This is a genomic window from Priestia sp. FW507-14D1A, from assembly GCF_058781295.1.
This window is the reverse complement of sequence record NZ_JBYSWQ010000001.1, coordinates 140437-155414: the sequence shown is the minus strand read 5'-3', so window position 1 is coordinate 155414 and position 14978 is coordinate 140437. Positions and strand designations below refer to the sequence as shown.

The following is a 14978-nucleotide window of genomic DNA, read 5'->3' as shown; positions in this document are numbered from 1 at the left end:
ATGAAATATACGGTGTGAACGATCATATGAAGTGGATGAAAGAGAAACTGTCTAAGTTAGAGGCAGATATTATCTGTCCTAACTTATTATCTAAAGACGCTCCTTATAGTTATGAAGAAGAAGGAATGGCTTATCAAAACTTTGTTCAAAACATTGGGATTGATGAGGGTTCAAGACAGATTACTAACATGTTAATTCAACTAAAACAAGAGTATGAAGAAGTAGGAGTTATAGGCTTCAGTGTAGGAGCCACAATATCGTGGCTATGCAGTGAAAGCAATTTGTGTAACTTTGTGATTGGCTGTTACGGATCACGTATTAGAGATTATGTAAATAGAAGTCCTGTTTGTCCAACTCTTCTTATTTTTCCTGCTGTAGAGCAAACATTTGATGTAGACTGTTTAATAAATTCATTAAAGCAAAAAAGAGAGCCGCTTTTGGAAATCAAAAAATTTTATGGCGTTCATGGTTTTATGAATCCTTTTTCACAAACCTTTAATAAAGAATCAGCAGACCAAGCCTTCCAAACAATCAGTGATTTTCTCGAAAAACAATTAGCTGATCACTAGCTATGTATTCTGAAAGTGATACCTTACAATAAGCAGAAACTGACTCTTTTTCAGTACGTATACATGTATTAACATTTTCTTTAGACGTATCGAAAAGGAGCGAGATTATGCTAAAGTCAGGTGAGCTTGTAGGAACAGCGGTAAAGCTAGTGCCGCTTGGGGAAATGCATGAACAAGGACTCTATGAAGCTGCAAAACCGAAAGGAATTTGGGAGCATCTCCCCGTAAAAGTTCGTAGTCTAAGTGATATGAAACGGCTGATTGAAAGTGCTTTAAAAGCAAAGCAAGAGGGAAGAGAGCTGCCTTTTGCTGTGTTTGATATAAAGTCACATTCAATTGTAGGAAGCACGAGATTTTTAGATATATCACTTCCCAACAAAAGCGTAGAAATAGGTTGGACGTGGTACCATCCGTCCGTGTGGCGCACTCGGGTTAATACGGAGTGTAAGTATTTATTGTTAAAATACTGTTTTGAAGAGCTGAAGCTTCACCGCGTTCAATTCAAAACGGATGTGCGAAACAATAGGTCCAGAGCTGCTATTAAACGGTTAGGGGCTACCCAGGAAGGCATCAGCAGAAAACATATGGTTTTACCTGATGGATACGTACGAGATTCGGTGATCTTCAGTATAATTGACGACGAGTGGCCGTTGGTCAAAAAGCGACTAGAAGGTTTTTTACACACAGCCAGTCAGGGAAATAAAGAAAATGCGAGCAATTAATGGCATTTAACGATCAAAAGCACAAGCTATAGCTTGTGCTTTTGATTTTTAAAGAGCTTCTTTGATAATCTTTTTATAGTAAAGAACAGATAAAATACCAAAAATAGAGTAGAGGGCGGTATAGAGAATCATGACGATAATAATAGGTGTCCAAAGTTCTGTTCCAAACCAGAACCAGCCGGATTGGACGGCAAAATAGCTGTGAAGCAAGCCTACGGTTAAAGGGATGCCGAAGTTAAAAAGCTGCTTAATTATTATGCCAGTTAATAAGTCTTTTTCGGTAAAGCCTAATTTTCTAAGAATTGTATAGTTTGGCTTTTCATCTTCACTTTCGTCCATTTGTTTGAAGTAAAGAATGCACCCTGATGTGATTAAAAAGGCTAGTCCAAGGAAAGCGACAATGAACATAATTAGACCCATAGTCTGCTTTTGGCTTTTTACCGTTTCGATACGCGAATCATTGAAAGTATGATTGCCCAATTTCATTTCTTTGAAAATCTCGTTTGCTTTTGGTAAGTCATTTTCTTGTGTTATATCTACCCCTGTGTACACAGAAGATTCTCTTTGAATAGAAGGATCGACGTCTTTTTCCAGTTTGTTAAACACGAAATCGTCTACAATCACAGTAGGCATGCCGCTCGTAAAATAGGTAGATAAGAGAAATTTTCGATTTAAACCTATATACTTTTGCGGAATGACTTTTTTCTTTCCTTTTAGCTCAATTTCCCCGGAATCTTTAAATGAATTTACTCGTTGAAGCATATCATTATAGCCGGTAAACAAAGTTTCATTTTGAGCTACATTTACACCACTAACAGATTTTTCGCTAACAATCGAAAAAACCATAGCGGACGAGTCTACCATCGGACCTTCTAAATTATTTTCTGAGATGTTTTTTACGTTTACGTTTACTTGGATGACGTCGATCTTTTTTTCCGTATACGCTATTTTCTTTTGATCCAGCGCTGCTTTAAACGAAGCAGCGTCTTTTGTATTATTGATAGAAAAATCATTAGGGACATAGTCTTCAGCCGACTTTTCAGCAGAGTAATAAGAGATATAGCTCAAGCACAACAGGCCAATGGCAAGAGCCGATACGGTTGTAATAACCGTCAGCAATAATGCGTTTGATTTCATCCGAAACATAATGGATGAAAGAGATAGTACATCGTTAATTGACAAATAACCTCTTTTGCTTTTTCGCATAAGATTTAATAAAAATCGAACCGAGCCTTTATAAAACAAATAGGTTCCGATGATAACCGAAGCTAAAATAGATACCATTGCGATGGACAAAGCATTCATGCTTTTAAAAGATCCGTCAAACAATTTAGCAGAAATATAGTAGCCGGAAGCGATAAAGATCATGCCAAGAATTCCACTAATAATTTCAAGAATACTGATTTTTTTTGTTTTGCTTTCTGTTGATGACGTAACGCGGAATAGTGCTAAAATGGTCTGTCTTTTAATAAAAAGATAGTTCATCGTCATAATCAGTAAATAGATGACTCCAAATACAATCAGGGTTTGAATCAAGGCTTCTTCGGAAAAGTGAAGCTTGGCAATGCCTTTTGTATCAGTGATTTTAAATAAAATCATGATGATTACTTTTGAAAACGAAAACCCAATTAAAATGCCGACAATCAGCGAGCTAAAGTACAACATAAAATTTTCAACGGTCAAAATACGGAAAATTTTTGTTTTGGTCATGCCAATTAGCTGAAATAAGCCAATTTCTTTACTGCGCCGCTTAATAAAAATCGTATTTGCATATAATAGAAAGATAGAAACAATGGCTACAAGTAAAACAGAAGCGGCCCGAACCGCCGCGCCTCCTTTAATTGAGCCTTTGGTTGCATCAAGAGCAGGATCATACTGCAGCGTTACAAAAGCAAAATATAATGCTGCGCTGAAAATTAGTGCAAAAACGTATAAATAATAGTTTTTTACGTTCTTTTTGAAGTTGCGGAAAATCAGCTGATTAATGTTCATGTTGAACCCCGCCTAGCACGCCTTGTGTTTTCATAATATCGTCAAAAAAGGCTTTTTGCGTTTGATCGCCTTTGTACAGCTGCGTATAAATTTGTCCGTCTTTTATAAAAATAACTTTGCTGCAGTAGCTGGCTGCCACTGGGTCATGCGTTACCATCACAATACTTGCGCTTCTTTTGTCATTAAGCTCGGTCAGTTTGTTTAGCAAATCGCTGGCCGCTTTTGAGTCAAGTGCACCGGTTGGTTCGTCAGCAAAAATCATGCTTGGCTCATGAATAAAGGCTCTTGCAGCAGAGGTACGCTGTTTTTGTCCGCCCGAAATTTCATTTGGGTATTTGTCTTTTAGCTCGTAGATACCGAGCTGTTTAGCAAGCGCGTCAAATTTTTTGTGAGCTACTGCTGAAGGAGTTTTTGCAACGGAAAGAGGCAAGAGGATATTTTCTTTTACTGTCAGCGTATCGAGCAAGTTATAGTCTTGAAAAATAAAGCCTAAATGTGTTTTTCGGAAGTTTGCTAACTGCTTTTCTTTCATTCTGCTAATTTCATTTCCTTCGATTTTGATGGTTCCTCCGTTGATTTTATCAATGGAGGAAAGCACGTTCAGAAGCGTCGTCTTGCCTGATCCTGAAGCGCCCATAATTCCTACAAATTCTCCTTTCATAATCGTAATATCTACGCCTTTTAACACTTCTTGTCTATTAAATTTATTTCCGTAGCTTTTATGAATATTAGTTGCTTCTAATATGTTCATATGTACTCACTCCTTTAATCTGATACGTTTATTATAGAAAAAGGGCTTTAGCTTTTCCTTTGATTCACCGAACAAATAACGAAAGCATGTGACATTTTTGTCACATGCTTTTCATATCCACAAAATCATTTGATTTAGGAAAGGCAAGTGTAAACGTTGTGCCTTCGTTAAGAGCTGACTGCACGCCAATGTGAATAGAAAGGGCCTGCGCAGCTTTTTGAGCCAGATATAAGCCCATGCCTGTAGCGCGGCTGTCTTCATGCTGCGTAGTTGAGGTGAAACCTTTCTCAAAAATGCGCGGCATATCTTGAGGAGAAATGCCCCGTCCGTTATCTTTTACCTCGATGTATACTTGACAGCGGTGCTCGTAGCTTCTAATCATCACATCAGATTCTTCACTGTACTTGACTGCGTTTGTTAACAGCTGTCTCATAATAAACGAAAGCCACTTTGCGTCACACAGTACACGTTCTGCCTGTAGGTCCACATCAAACCCAATATTTTTTTGCATGCACCAAGCTTGCAGCGTTTTGATTTCAGTGAAAATAAGGGACTCTAAATCAAGATGTTCAATATACATATCATTTTCGATAAAGAAAATGCGCTTTTGATGCAGCTGTTGGTCAAGCAAAAAGTGAATGCGTAGCCACTCGAACTTCAAGTTTGCTTTAACTTCTCGATTTTCTAAACGTTCAATTATTAAATGCATCGCAGTTAACGGCGTTTTAATTTCGTGAATCCAAGCTAACAGTTCATCTTTTTCCTGCGTCACGTGCAGCTGAGTTTCCACGCCATCTTTTTTCGCTTGTTCTAATTGTTGCATCAGATTTCGCTGAACAATCTTTTCAAACGGACGCAGCGGATGAGAAAGAGTAGCAGAATCAAAAAAGTCTTCTTCATCTTTTAGCTTTTGATAAAATTTCGTTTCTTTGTGATAGCGGAAGACGCAGAAAATAAGAAAGATAATCGATGATAAAAACACGATATAGAGAATCGAAGACAGAGGAATGGATTCATCAATATACGCGATAAATAGCATAAAAAAATGTATGATAAAAAAGAAAAGAATCCAGCTTAAACGCTCGCGAATAAAGAGTTTAATCATAGCGTTCCTCTTCAATGGCTACGTAGCCTTGGCCGACTTTTGTTTCAATAAAAGTTCCCAGTCCAATTTCATCTAATTTTTTTCGCAGGCGATTGACGTTTACCGTCAGCGTATTGTCACTGATAAACCGTTTATCTTCCCACAAACTATTAATCAGTTCATCTCTGCTTACAATCGTATTCTTTTTATGTATTAAGCATTTTAAAATAAAGATTTCATTTTTGGTTAAATCAATAGCTGTAGATCCCGCTGATACTTTATTTTTTTCGTAATCAATCGTTGCGCCTTGCCACGAAAGAAGGTTTACTTGTTCAACGCTGTAATTATACACGCGGCGAAGAAGGGCCTGTATTTTTGCTACAAGCACATCAAAATGAAACGGCTTTTGCACAAAGTCGTCTGCGCCAAACTGCATAGACATTACCATATCAGAAGGATGATCACGTGAAGATAGAAAGATGATAGGGATTTTTGAATGAGAACGAATCATTCTGCACCAGTGAAATCCGTCATACTTCGGCAGCTGAATATCCATAATAACTAAATCAGGTTTTACCTCGCTAAACTCCTGCATAACGTTACTGAAATCACGGATGCCGTAAACATCATAAGACCATTGCTCCAACCGTTCTTTCAGTTCGTTAAACAGCGTTACATCATCTTCAATTAAAAGAAGTTTAAACAATAACACGTACCACGCTTTCTGTTTTTATACTTATTTTATAGCAATATCCTTTTATTTACCATATGTGATAGTAGATTCACCGGTGTTCTTTATAAAATGTGAAAGAATAGCTTTTGACGAGCATAGTTTATAAACATATACTGAACTCTAGTGAAAAAAGGAGAGCTGTTATGAAAGCAATGGTATGTACAAAGTATGGTAAACCAGATGTCCTTCAGCTTGAAGAAGTGGAAAATCCTATTCCAAAAGAGAATGAAATACTGATAAAAATTCATGCCACCACGGTCACATCAGGCGACTGCAGAGTGAGGAGCTTTAACAGTCCACTGCTGTTGTGGCTTCCAATGCGAATAGTTTTAGGATTACGGAAGCCTAGAAAATCAATACTAGGCGTAGAGCTGGCCGGAGAAGTAGAGGACGTCGGAAAGAATGTAACGCGGTTCAAAAAAGGCGACCAGCTGTTTGCGATGACTGGTATGAAGTTCGGAGGATATGCGGAATATATCTGCTTACCAGAAAAGGGGACAATAGCCGTAAAGCCAGAGAATGTAACCTGTGAAGAAGCCGCCTCTATTTCTTTTGGCGGCACGACGGCTCTGCATTTTTTTAGAAAAGGAAACATTCAAACCGGGCAAAAAGTGCTTATCTACGGTGCTTCAGGTGCCGTAGGAACTGCGGCTGTACAGCTTGCTAACTATTACGGAGCTGAAGTAACAGGCGTGTGCAGTGCTAAAAATAGTGAACTAGTAAAGTCTTTAGGAGCAGACCGCGTCATCAACTACCAACACGAAAGTTTTACTGAAAAAGAAGAAAGATACGATCTTATCTTTGATGCCGTTGGGAAAATCACAAAAAATCAGTCCAAGGAAGCGTTAGCCTTAAATGGACGCTTTGTTTCGGTCGAAGGGCAAGGAATTGCCAAAGTGCAGACGAAAGATTTATTGCTTCTTAAAAAGCTGATGGAAGAAGGGCAGATAAAATCAGTGATTGATAGATGCTACTCTTTAGAACAAATTCCAGAAGCTCATGAGTATGTAGAAACCGGACATAAAATAGGAAATGTAGCTATAGTTTTAAAGAAATAAAAGAACATATTTAAAAAGCTAATTTGACTTACCTGGATAGTGGGTATAACATGCAGATAAGTCAACTAAACACCTATTTAAAACCGATCGACCAGACGACTGGAGATGCTTTGAACAATCAAAGCATCTCTTTTTTCTAAGTATTGATTTAATTATAGGAGATAGCGAGGAAGATGTAGAAAGAAGATATGGAGAGCTTGCCGCGCTAATTCCAATTAATCACGCCATTACATATTTAGCTCGTTTTTTTGATGATTATGACTTTTATCAATTTGACGTAGACGCCCCGTTTCCAGAGTTAGGGGATATCGGAGCAAATGCGTTTCAAAGCACGACAAATAAAATTAAACAAGCGGCGGCTGCTCGAAAGCTAACGTTAAGACAAGTGGCGCTTGAAACGGTTTTACCGCGTTCGCCGTTTTCAGGAACACCTGAGCACGTAGCGGATGAAATGCAAAAATGGCATGAGCAGGAAGCAGCGGATGGATTTGTACTTCGTCCGTTTATGAGCGATACGTTTCATCAGTTTGTGGAAAAAGTAGTGCCGATTTTACAAGGGCGTGGCCTTTACGACACTTCCTATGAAAGCAGTACGCTGCGCGGAAATTTGGACCTTTCCGTTCCACATAATCGATATAGTCAAACAAAGGAGGAGTATGTGTATGACAATCAAATTAATCAGTGAATACAGCGTAACAGAAAGCTTAAAAAAGCAGGTAATTGAGTGGAGAAGACATTTTCATCGCTATCCTGAATTATCGTTTCAAGAGCACCGAACGTCTCAGTACGTTGAAGATACGCTTCGTTCGTTTGGAAGCTTTATCATTACGCGTCCTACACCAACAAGCGTGGTAGCTAGATTAATAGGAAAAGAGCAGGGAAAAGTGGTTGCGATTCGAGCGGATATGGACGCGCTGCCGATTGAAGAAGAAAACATGTTTGCATTTGCTTCGGTTCATAAAGGCGTAATGCATGCATGCGGACATGACGGTCACACCGCTATTTTACTAGGGGTAGCCTCTGTTCTTTCTCAATTAGGAAATGAATTTAAAGGAGAAATTCGCTTGGTTTTTCAACATGCAGAAGAGCTGTTGCCAGGAGGAGCGCAGGAGCTTGTCAAAGAAGGCGTGATGGAAGGTGTGAATTACGTGATTGGCACGCATTTGAATTCTGGGCTTCCCGTCGGAGAAATCGGCGTGCTTGCAGGTCCTATGATGGCTTCGCCTGACACGTTTAATATATCGATTAAAGGAAAAGGAGGACACGCCGCAGCGCCTCACGAAGCAGTTGATGCCATTGTGGTAGGAGCGCAAATTGTGACGAACCTTCAAACGATTGTTTCAAGAACGACCAATCCCATTGATAAATTAGTCATATCGGTTACACAATTTCACGGAGGAACTACGCACAATGTACTTCCTGATAAAGTGGAGCTGAACGGTACTGTTCGAAGCTTTGACGCGGCGCTGCGAGAAAAAGTTCCGGCACAAATTGACCGTATCGTAAAAGGATTAACAGAAGCCTACGGTGCGGAGTACACCTTCACATATGAAAAAGGGTATCATCCCGTCATTAACTCTGAAGAAATTACGCGTTTAATTGAAGAAACAGCTATCGAAGAATACGGAAAAGAACGGGTTAAAACGCTGTCTCCTAAAATGGGAGGAGAAGATTTTTCAGCTTATCTGCAGGAAACGGAAGGAGCATTTTTTAACATCGGAGCACGAAATGAAGAACAAGGCATCGTGTACCCTCATCATCATCCGAAGTTTACGGTAGATGAAGACTCGCTTGAAATTGGCGTAAAGATGTTTTTGCGCATAACAGAAAAGTTATTGGCTCGTTAAAAAAGGAGGTTCAGACATACAATTACCCAATCTAAAGACGAAAAAAGGGGCAAAGGAGCTCGTATGGATCGCTTGTGACACCGCTGTTGGTTTCCGTGCAAGACTTCGCTTTCCGCGGGCGGCCGGTGAGCCTCCTCGTCGCATACGCTCCTGCGGGGTCTCACCTATTCCGCTTTTCCCGCAGGAGTCTTCGTCTTGTCCTCCAACCAACAGCTAGAAGCTACTACATAGATTAAATCTACGTTCGCCAGCACAATGAAAAGATCCCAACGGTTTATGGTTCGAATCTTTTTTCAACTAAATTAAGTTTGTCCAACCCACTCTTCTTTACAACATCTTACTCCGTATCCTTATAATTCGTCGCAAATCCAGCTGCGATTAAACCAATTAGACCCAGCACTCCTACAATAACGGTTACGACCATTACGCTCACCTCAATCACTCTTAATAATACGCTTTCATTTGTTTAATTTTACCATGAGTCTTCGTATGAAAGAAGCTTTTCTTTTAAAGGCTCTAGCTTTTTAAATTTTTGATCGTAGCTTTGCCGTTTTAACATGTCATTAGTGATGATTAGCGCATCTTCTTTACGTCCTGCATACAAGTAGGCTTCAATGACTCCGTCAAATCCTTCTGAGTAAGGGAATTTTTCGTGTTTTGCTAGTTTAAACGAGGCGTCATAGTGTTTCGTTGCTTGTTCATACTGCTTTAGTTTCAAAAGCATGCGCCCGTTTGCTAAATGTAAATCAGCTCGTTCTAAATCGGTAAGGGTATGGAGCTCGATCCCTTGGTTGCGTATATCAAGAGCATCTTCATATCGCTTTTTTTCTTCTAGCTCAAACGCTTTCTCATAAAAATGACCAAACTTCGTTAGCGGTCTTCTTGATTTATAGAACTTGTAAATGCCGTATAGAATAAACAGCAGTACCCCTAGCAACTCGTTCAACTCTCTTCCATCTCTTTATGTATACTATTTATATTAAAGGAAATTAAATTCAATTGATAGATTTAATGACATAAAGACGTTTGAGGGGGATACGATGGTCATCAACCAGCAAATCTATAATGTAAAAGGACTTCAGTATATCATTCGCTCAGCTGCCACCAGCGATGCAGATGAATTGTCTCACCTTAGAGTTCAGCTAGACGGAGAAACGGAAAACTTGGATCGTGAACCGGGAGAGGGGTATATGGACGAATCCGATTTTAAAAAACTTATTCAACGTGACGCAGAAAGTAAACGAAACTTATTTTTAGTAGCGGTTGCACATAATGAAATTGTCGGATTTTCAAGATGCCAAGGCAACGAGTTGAAACGATTTGCTCACAAAGTAGAGTTTGGCGTATGCATCGCAAAAGAACGTTGGGGATACGGAATTGGCAAAGAGCTTTTACAGCAGTCCATACGGTGGGCAGATAGCGCAGACATGAAGAAAATGACGCTAAATGTGTTAGAGGCCAATAAAAAAGCAATTGATTTATATACAAAGTTCGGGTTTGAAATAGAAGGAGTATTAAAAAATGACAAGGTGCTGTCTGACGGCAAGTACTATAATACGGTAGTGATGGGAAGGTTTAATGAATAAGAGAACAAGGCGCTGATAAAACAGCGCCTTGTTTCTTTACTTTTGCGTTTCACGAACCCATTTCACAATATCATCAATGACATAAGAAGGAATGTTGGCTGAAACAGCATATTCATCGGGCGTGCTTTTTTCACCAGTTCCTTCTGTGAAAAAGTGGTTGAGCTTTGGATAAAGCTTAAAAGAAGTGTTGGAACGCTGAGATAAGCTTTGTTTCCAGCCTTCAAAATCTTCGGTCGTTACTTGATAATCACGTGCTCCTTGTAAAAGAAGCAGAGGCGTGTCCTGAGATTCTGCGACTTCTGCAGGGTGCCAGTGAGCTACGTCATACCAAAAATAAGGCGTGCCAAGCAGGAACTCTTTTGGCGGCTGAGCTGGTGAAAAGCTTGGGTCTTGTAAAATGGCAAACTGCTGCTGGAAAAACGCAAGCTGCTCTTTCGGAAGCTGATTCAGCGATACAAGATAGGCAAATTGTTCAAGCATTAACTCTGGAAGTGTGCGGCTCGGTGCAGCGAGTAAAATAGAGCCGCGTACGCTTTTATCCGGCGTTTGATTTAAAATTCTGGGCATCATCATGCCGCCTTGACTGTGTCCTAGTATAAAAATATTGCGGCTGTCGATGCCTTTTTGTTTCGCCATTGCTTCCACTGCGAGTGCGGCATCATCCGTTGTTTCATCGTCGACGTTTATTTTATTTTCACCGGACATTTTAGCTGTATGTTCGTATGTACGCTTGTTGTAGCGTAAAACGGCGATTCCTTGAGAAGCCAGTCCAGAAGCCAGATCTCGAAACGGCTTTAAGCTCATAAACGTTTCATCTTGATCAGAAGGTCCTGATCCGTGAACTAATATGACAACGGGTACATTTTGATGTTTTGAACGTGTTGGAAGAGTAAGCGTTGCTGGAAGTTCGTAAGGTGCTTTGCCGATTGAAAGCTGTTTTTCACTGTAGTTCTTAGAGGTATCGTAAGGCGGTGTGGAAAACGAAAACTGGCGCTCCTCCGGTACGATTCGCCAATCATCAATTTGCCGATTTTGACTAAATCGAACGGTTAAAGTAGCTGATACGTGTTCAAATTCAATGGGAATTTCTATATTTCGATGAACGGTATTGACTTCACCTTGTACAGATGTCCCAATCTTTTTTACAGAACCAAACTGAGCCGTTAGAGCTGACCACCATGTTTTTAGGTTGTCTTCACTCATTTTGGACTGCAGGCTGCGTGAAAAATGGCGCTTAGCTTCTTTTGTTTTACCGTTGGCGACATTCGTTAAAAATGCGTTTGCTCGTTTGACTTCAACTTTTGCTGAATGATGAGCAGCATTCGCCGCTGCTTCAGCTTGAACAGGTGAAGTGGACATAGGAAGTGCTTGAAGCCCGAGTGCTAAAGAAACAGCGAGTGGAAGGGCAGCTTTTACTTTTTTCATACATCATCCTCCTTGGCGATTCTTGTACTCTATCAGTATACCAATTTTAAGTAAAAGGAGTCATGTCATTCTAAGATAAAAAAGCCGATGCGTTATGAATATGGTAAAATAAAGAAGTTACATTATTTAGAAAATTTCAACATTTAAAAAAGGGGCGCTTTTATGACCTATGATCCGCATTATCATCCACATCCATCTTACCGAGTTCCTGTTTATGCAAAAAAAGGAATGGTATCTACATCTCAGCCGCTCGCAGCGCAGGCAGGCCTTGATATTTTAAAAAAAGGCGGCAATGCCATTGATGCAGCAATCGCCACAGCGGCGAGCCTTACAGTATTAGAGCCTGCGTCAAATGGAATCGGAGGAGACGCGTTTGCGCTTGTTTGGACAAATAATCAGCTGTATGGACTAAACGCTAGCGGACCTTCTCCGCAGTCTATTTCCATTGATGCGCTAAAGGAAAAAGGATACAGAGATATTCCTAAGTACGGAATGATTCCCGTTACGGTTCCCGGTGCTCCGGCATCTTGGGCTGCTTTATCGAAGCGATTTGGCAAACTGCCTCTTTCTCAAGTGCTGCAGCCTGCCATTCAGTACGCCAAAGAAGGATTTCCGCTAGCGCCTACTCTCGCGAGACAATGGAAACAAGCGTACGATACGTTTAAACGAGTACATACAAGCAAAGAATTTGAATCGTGGTTTCAAACGTTTGCGGCTAATGGACAAGCACCAAAAGCAGGAGAAATGTGGTCATCCATCCATCATGCCCGTACGCTTCAGCTCATTGGCGAAACAAATGCAGAAGCGTTTTATAAAGGCGAGCTTGCGGATCGTATTGATGCATTCAGTAAAAAACACGGCGGCTTTTTATCAAAAGAAGATTTGTCTGCTTTTGAGCCTGAGTGGGTGAATCCTATTAGCGCTCACTACCGTGGATATGATGTATGGGAAATTCCTCCGAACGGTCAGGGGCTTATTGTGTTACTGGCATTAAATATCGTAAAGGGCTTTGAGCTTCTAGAAAAAGATGCCGTGGATACGTATCATAAACAAATAGAAGCGATAAAGCTTGCGTTTGCAGATGGAGAAAAATACATTACGGAAGAAGCAAAAATGAGGGTGTCTGTTAGTGAGCTTCTGTCTGATACATATGCAAGCTATCGCCGCGGCCTTATAAAAGAACATGCCCTGCAGCCTGAAGCGGGAGAGCCTGTTGGAAGCGGAACGGTGTATTTAGCAACGGCTGATGAAGAAGGAAACATGGTTTCGCTATTATATGGGCTTTGGTTCTGGAATCGTTGTGCCAGAAACGGGAATTGCCTTGCAAAACCGCGGCCACAATTTTTCAATGGATCCTAATCACGATAACTGCCTTGCTCCTAATAAAAAAACGTTTCATACCATTATTCCGGGCTTTCTCACTAAAAATAATGAGCCCGTAGGACCGTTTGGCGTGATGGGAGGTTTTATGCAGCCGCAGGGACATATGCAAGTCGTCATGAATACGATTGACTTTCATCTTCATCCTCAAGCTGCTTTAGACGCGCCCAGATGGCAGTGGAAAAAAGATAAAACGGTGCTTGTGGAGCCAGCTTTTCCATCCCACGTAGCACAAGCGCTTGAACGAAAAGGACATAAAATTGAAGTAGCCGTGGATTCTATGGCATTTGGGCGCGGACAGATTATTTGGAGAGATCCTGAAAGCGGCGTGCTATGCGGAGGAAGTGAATCACGAACGGATGGATTCGTAGCCGGATGGTAACGTTTAAAAAAACACAATAGGTGAAGGAAGAAGCCCGTACTGATTAGAGTTGGGCTTTTTTCATGTCTCAACCACATGTATAAATCTCTTCAAAGAACTGAAAACTAAAACAAATATTTACGTATGTATGGATAGCGTGAACTTAAGGGTTATGTACGGAAAATTTAAATTAGACGCTGCTGCGTATCTTTATAAATTAACATAAGCAATAATTGAGCGTGGTGAGAACAGCCGTCTCAAGCTGCCAATTGACATGAAGGTAGGCTAACAACACTTGGTGAAAGGAGCGAAAAGGTGATGAGAAATAAAAAGTTTGAAGTGAAATTTTTACGTGTAATGCTACTTATCGCCCTGGGGATTCTCCCTTTTTTATTTAGAAAACCACCGATTAAAGACTGGCTGCTGGCCTATGTATTTAACGCCTTAACAAATGGTATTATTGATAAATTTATTGTAACTCACGGCCTTCTTCGATATCCAACTCGCTTATTGAAAAAACAGTTTAGAATTAACGTGTTGTTCGACTTTTTGCTTTATCCTATGATATCCGTCATGATTAATCAAGCTACATATTACGATAAAGGGTTAAAAGTTTTATATAAAATTATGTTTTTTACGATTCCAATGTTTTTTATTGAATTATGGGCTGAAAAACGAACGAAGCTCATCGAGTGGAAAACAGGCTGGATGTGGTATCACACTTTTACTAGCGTAACGTTAAAATCGTATCTTAACCGTATGCTTATTGGATGGATTCGAAAAATTGAAAAGAAGCAGGAAGAAACGAAAATACAATAGCAGAGATTCTAAAAACGACGTTAGAGAGGTGAACAAAGGTGCATATTTCTGTCCTTCTATGGCTGATTTTTCAAAATATCCATAAGAAAACGTGGAACAAAATACGCGAGCTGTATGCTGGGGTTTTATACGTGAGCTTTTTTAATATGCTCTACTACTTTTTATGTAATGATAAATTGCTTTGGGATTTTAAATCTTCTCATCTTTCATTAAAAGTACTGCGTATTTTACACCTTATGTTCATTACGCCTCTCATGATTTTGTCGTTCTTAGCTACCTATCCGTCTACACTCGCTAAGCAGGTGAAATATATTACAAAATGGGTATGTACAGCTTCCTTTGTAGAATGGGTTGGGCTCAGGTGTAAAGGGATTACATTTAGGCACGGCTGGCATTTAGGGTGGTCGGCACTTATTTATGTAATGATGCTTATCTTCTCGAGGTGGTTTCAAAAAAAGCCTTTTGCGGTCTTACTGCTCTCGGTTTTAGCAACAGTGGCTCTCAGCGTTATCTTTAAAGTTCCCGTGAGCAAACGAATGTTAAAACATCCGCTGAAACGAATATTGACTCGGCCTTTAAAAGATCATGTGACCCAAGCTGTTGCGAATAAAGTAAAGCGAAAATGCCTGCTTCTCAAGCTGTTCTCGTAAG

Annotated in this window: 15 protein-coding genes and 1 pseudogene; 9 read left to right on the top strand and 7 right to left on the bottom strand. The window is 40.1% G+C overall.

Translation table 11 applies throughout. The features are described from left to right. Nucleotides 1–26: 26 nt before the first annotated feature. Together AC3WJG_RS00975 and AC3WJG_RS00970 are read left to right on the top strand one after the other, a co-directional pair. On the top strand, nt 27–569 hold the full coding sequence (locus tag AC3WJG_RS00975; RefSeq protein ID WP_373364658.1) for a dienelactone hydrolase family protein: 543 nt from the start codon (nt 27–29) through the stop codon (nt 567–569). A gap of 107 nt (nt 570–676) precedes the next feature. Continuing rightward, on the top strand, nt 677–1291 hold the full coding sequence (locus AC3WJG_RS00970) for a GNAT family N-acetyltransferase (RefSeq protein WP_337134227.1): 615 nt from the start codon (nt 677–679) through the stop codon (nt 1289–1291). Between the two features lie 48 nt (nt 1292–1339). Here AC3WJG_RS00970 and AC3WJG_RS00965 read toward each other — a convergent pair whose 3' ends face one another. The 4 genes from AC3WJG_RS00965 to AC3WJG_RS00950 form a co-directional block, all read right to left on the bottom strand. After that, nucleotides 1340–3283, bottom strand: coding sequence for an FtsX-like permease family protein (locus AC3WJG_RS00965; RefSeq protein WP_337134225.1), 1944 nt, complete (start codon nt 3281–3283; stop codon nt 1340–1342). Continuing rightward, nucleotides 3273–4034, bottom strand: coding sequence for an ABC transporter ATP-binding protein (locus tag AC3WJG_RS00960; RefSeq protein ID WP_028409353.1), 762 nt, complete (start codon nt 4032–4034; stop codon nt 3273–3275). The genes AC3WJG_RS00965 and AC3WJG_RS00960 overlap by 11 nt, the downstream gene beginning before the upstream one ends. Before the next feature lie 100 nt (nt 4035–4134). Further along, nucleotides 4135–5139 carry a sensor histidine kinase gene (locus tag AC3WJG_RS00955; protein WP_337134223.1) on the bottom strand — a complete coding sequence of 335 codons (1005 nt, stop codon included), beginning with the start codon at nt 5137–5139 and terminating at the stop codon, nt 4135–4137. Beyond that, the gene (locus AC3WJG_RS00950) at nt 5132–5824 is read right to left on the bottom strand and encodes a response regulator transcription factor (protein ID WP_098332368.1); all 693 of its coding nucleotides are present in this window, start codon (nt 5822–5824) and stop codon (nt 5132–5134) included. The genes AC3WJG_RS00955 and AC3WJG_RS00950 overlap by 8 nt, the downstream gene beginning before the upstream one ends. Before the next feature lie 170 nt (nt 5825–5994). Between AC3WJG_RS00950 and AC3WJG_RS00945 the strand changes: the two genes are divergently transcribed. The 3 genes from AC3WJG_RS00945 to AC3WJG_RS00935 all read left to right on the top strand — a co-directional run bounded on the left by AC3WJG_RS00945 (nt 5995) and on the right by AC3WJG_RS00935 (nt 8756). Continuing rightward, complete coding sequence (locus tag AC3WJG_RS00945; RefSeq protein WP_337134221.1) at nt 5995–6909, top strand: NAD(P)-dependent alcohol dehydrogenase; 915 nt, start codon at nt 5995–5997, stop codon at nt 6907–6909. Nucleotides 6910–7294: 385 nt separating this feature from the next. Continuing rightward, nucleotides 7295–7594 (top strand): hypothetical protein, encoded by a 300-nt coding sequence (locus tag AC3WJG_RS00940; protein ID WP_258006104.1) that lies wholly within the window; start codon nt 7295–7297, stop codon nt 7592–7594. Beyond that, nucleotides 7572–8756 (top strand): M20 family metallopeptidase, encoded by a 1185-nt coding sequence (locus AC3WJG_RS00935; protein WP_337134218.1) that lies wholly within the window; start codon nt 7572–7574, stop codon nt 8754–8756. Before AC3WJG_RS00940 ends, AC3WJG_RS00935 begins: the two co-directional genes overlap by 23 nt. Here AC3WJG_RS00935 and AC3WJG_RS00930 read toward each other — a convergent pair. Both AC3WJG_RS00930 and AC3WJG_RS00925 read right to left on the bottom strand, forming a co-directional pair. Then, nucleotides 8742–8966 carry a hypothetical protein gene (locus AC3WJG_RS00930; protein WP_102813792.1) on the bottom strand — a complete coding sequence of 75 codons (225 nt, stop codon included), beginning with the start codon at nt 8964–8966 and terminating at the stop codon, nt 8742–8744. The genes AC3WJG_RS00935 and AC3WJG_RS00930 overlap by 15 nt on opposite strands. Nucleotides 8967–9228: 262 nt before the next feature. After that, complete coding sequence (locus tag AC3WJG_RS00925; protein ID WP_337134216.1) at nt 9229–9702, bottom strand: hypothetical protein; 474 nt, start codon at nt 9700–9702, stop codon at nt 9229–9231. Between the two features lie 94 nt (nt 9703–9796). Here AC3WJG_RS00925 and AC3WJG_RS00920 point away from each other — a divergent pair, with 94 nt between their 5' ends. Further along, nucleotides 9797–10342, top strand: coding sequence for a GNAT family N-acetyltransferase (locus AC3WJG_RS00920; RefSeq protein ID WP_102813793.1), 546 nt, complete (start codon nt 9797–9799; stop codon nt 10340–10342). 36 nt (nt 10343–10378) lie between these two features. Here the strand turns inward: AC3WJG_RS00920 and AC3WJG_RS00915 are convergent, their stop codons facing one another. Next, nucleotides 10379–11767 (bottom strand): alpha/beta fold hydrolase, encoded by a 1389-nt coding sequence (locus AC3WJG_RS00915; protein WP_337134214.1) that lies wholly within the window; start codon nt 11765–11767, stop codon nt 10379–10381. A gap of 162 nt (nt 11768–11929) precedes the next feature. On the opposite strand from AC3WJG_RS00915, the pseudogene AC3WJG_RS00910 reads away from it, so the two are divergent. From AC3WJG_RS00910 to AC3WJG_RS00900, 3 genes and pseudogenes are all read left to right on the top strand, one after another. Then, a pseudogene (locus AC3WJG_RS00910) lies at nt 11930–13529 on the top strand (gamma-glutamyltransferase family protein). A gap of 297 nt (nt 13530–13826) precedes the next feature. After that, a complete protein-coding gene (locus tag AC3WJG_RS00905; protein WP_028409340.1) occupies nt 13827–14327 on the top strand; it encodes a CBO0543 family protein in 501 nt (166 codons plus the stop codon). Nucleotides 14328–14365: 38 nt separating this feature from the next. Further along, nucleotides 14366–14977: a CBO0543 family protein gene (locus AC3WJG_RS00900; RefSeq protein ID WP_337134212.1), complete on the top strand. Its 612-nt coding sequence runs from the start codon at nt 14366–14368 to the stop codon at nt 14975–14977. The last annotated feature ends 1 nt before the right edge of the window (nt 14978 follow it).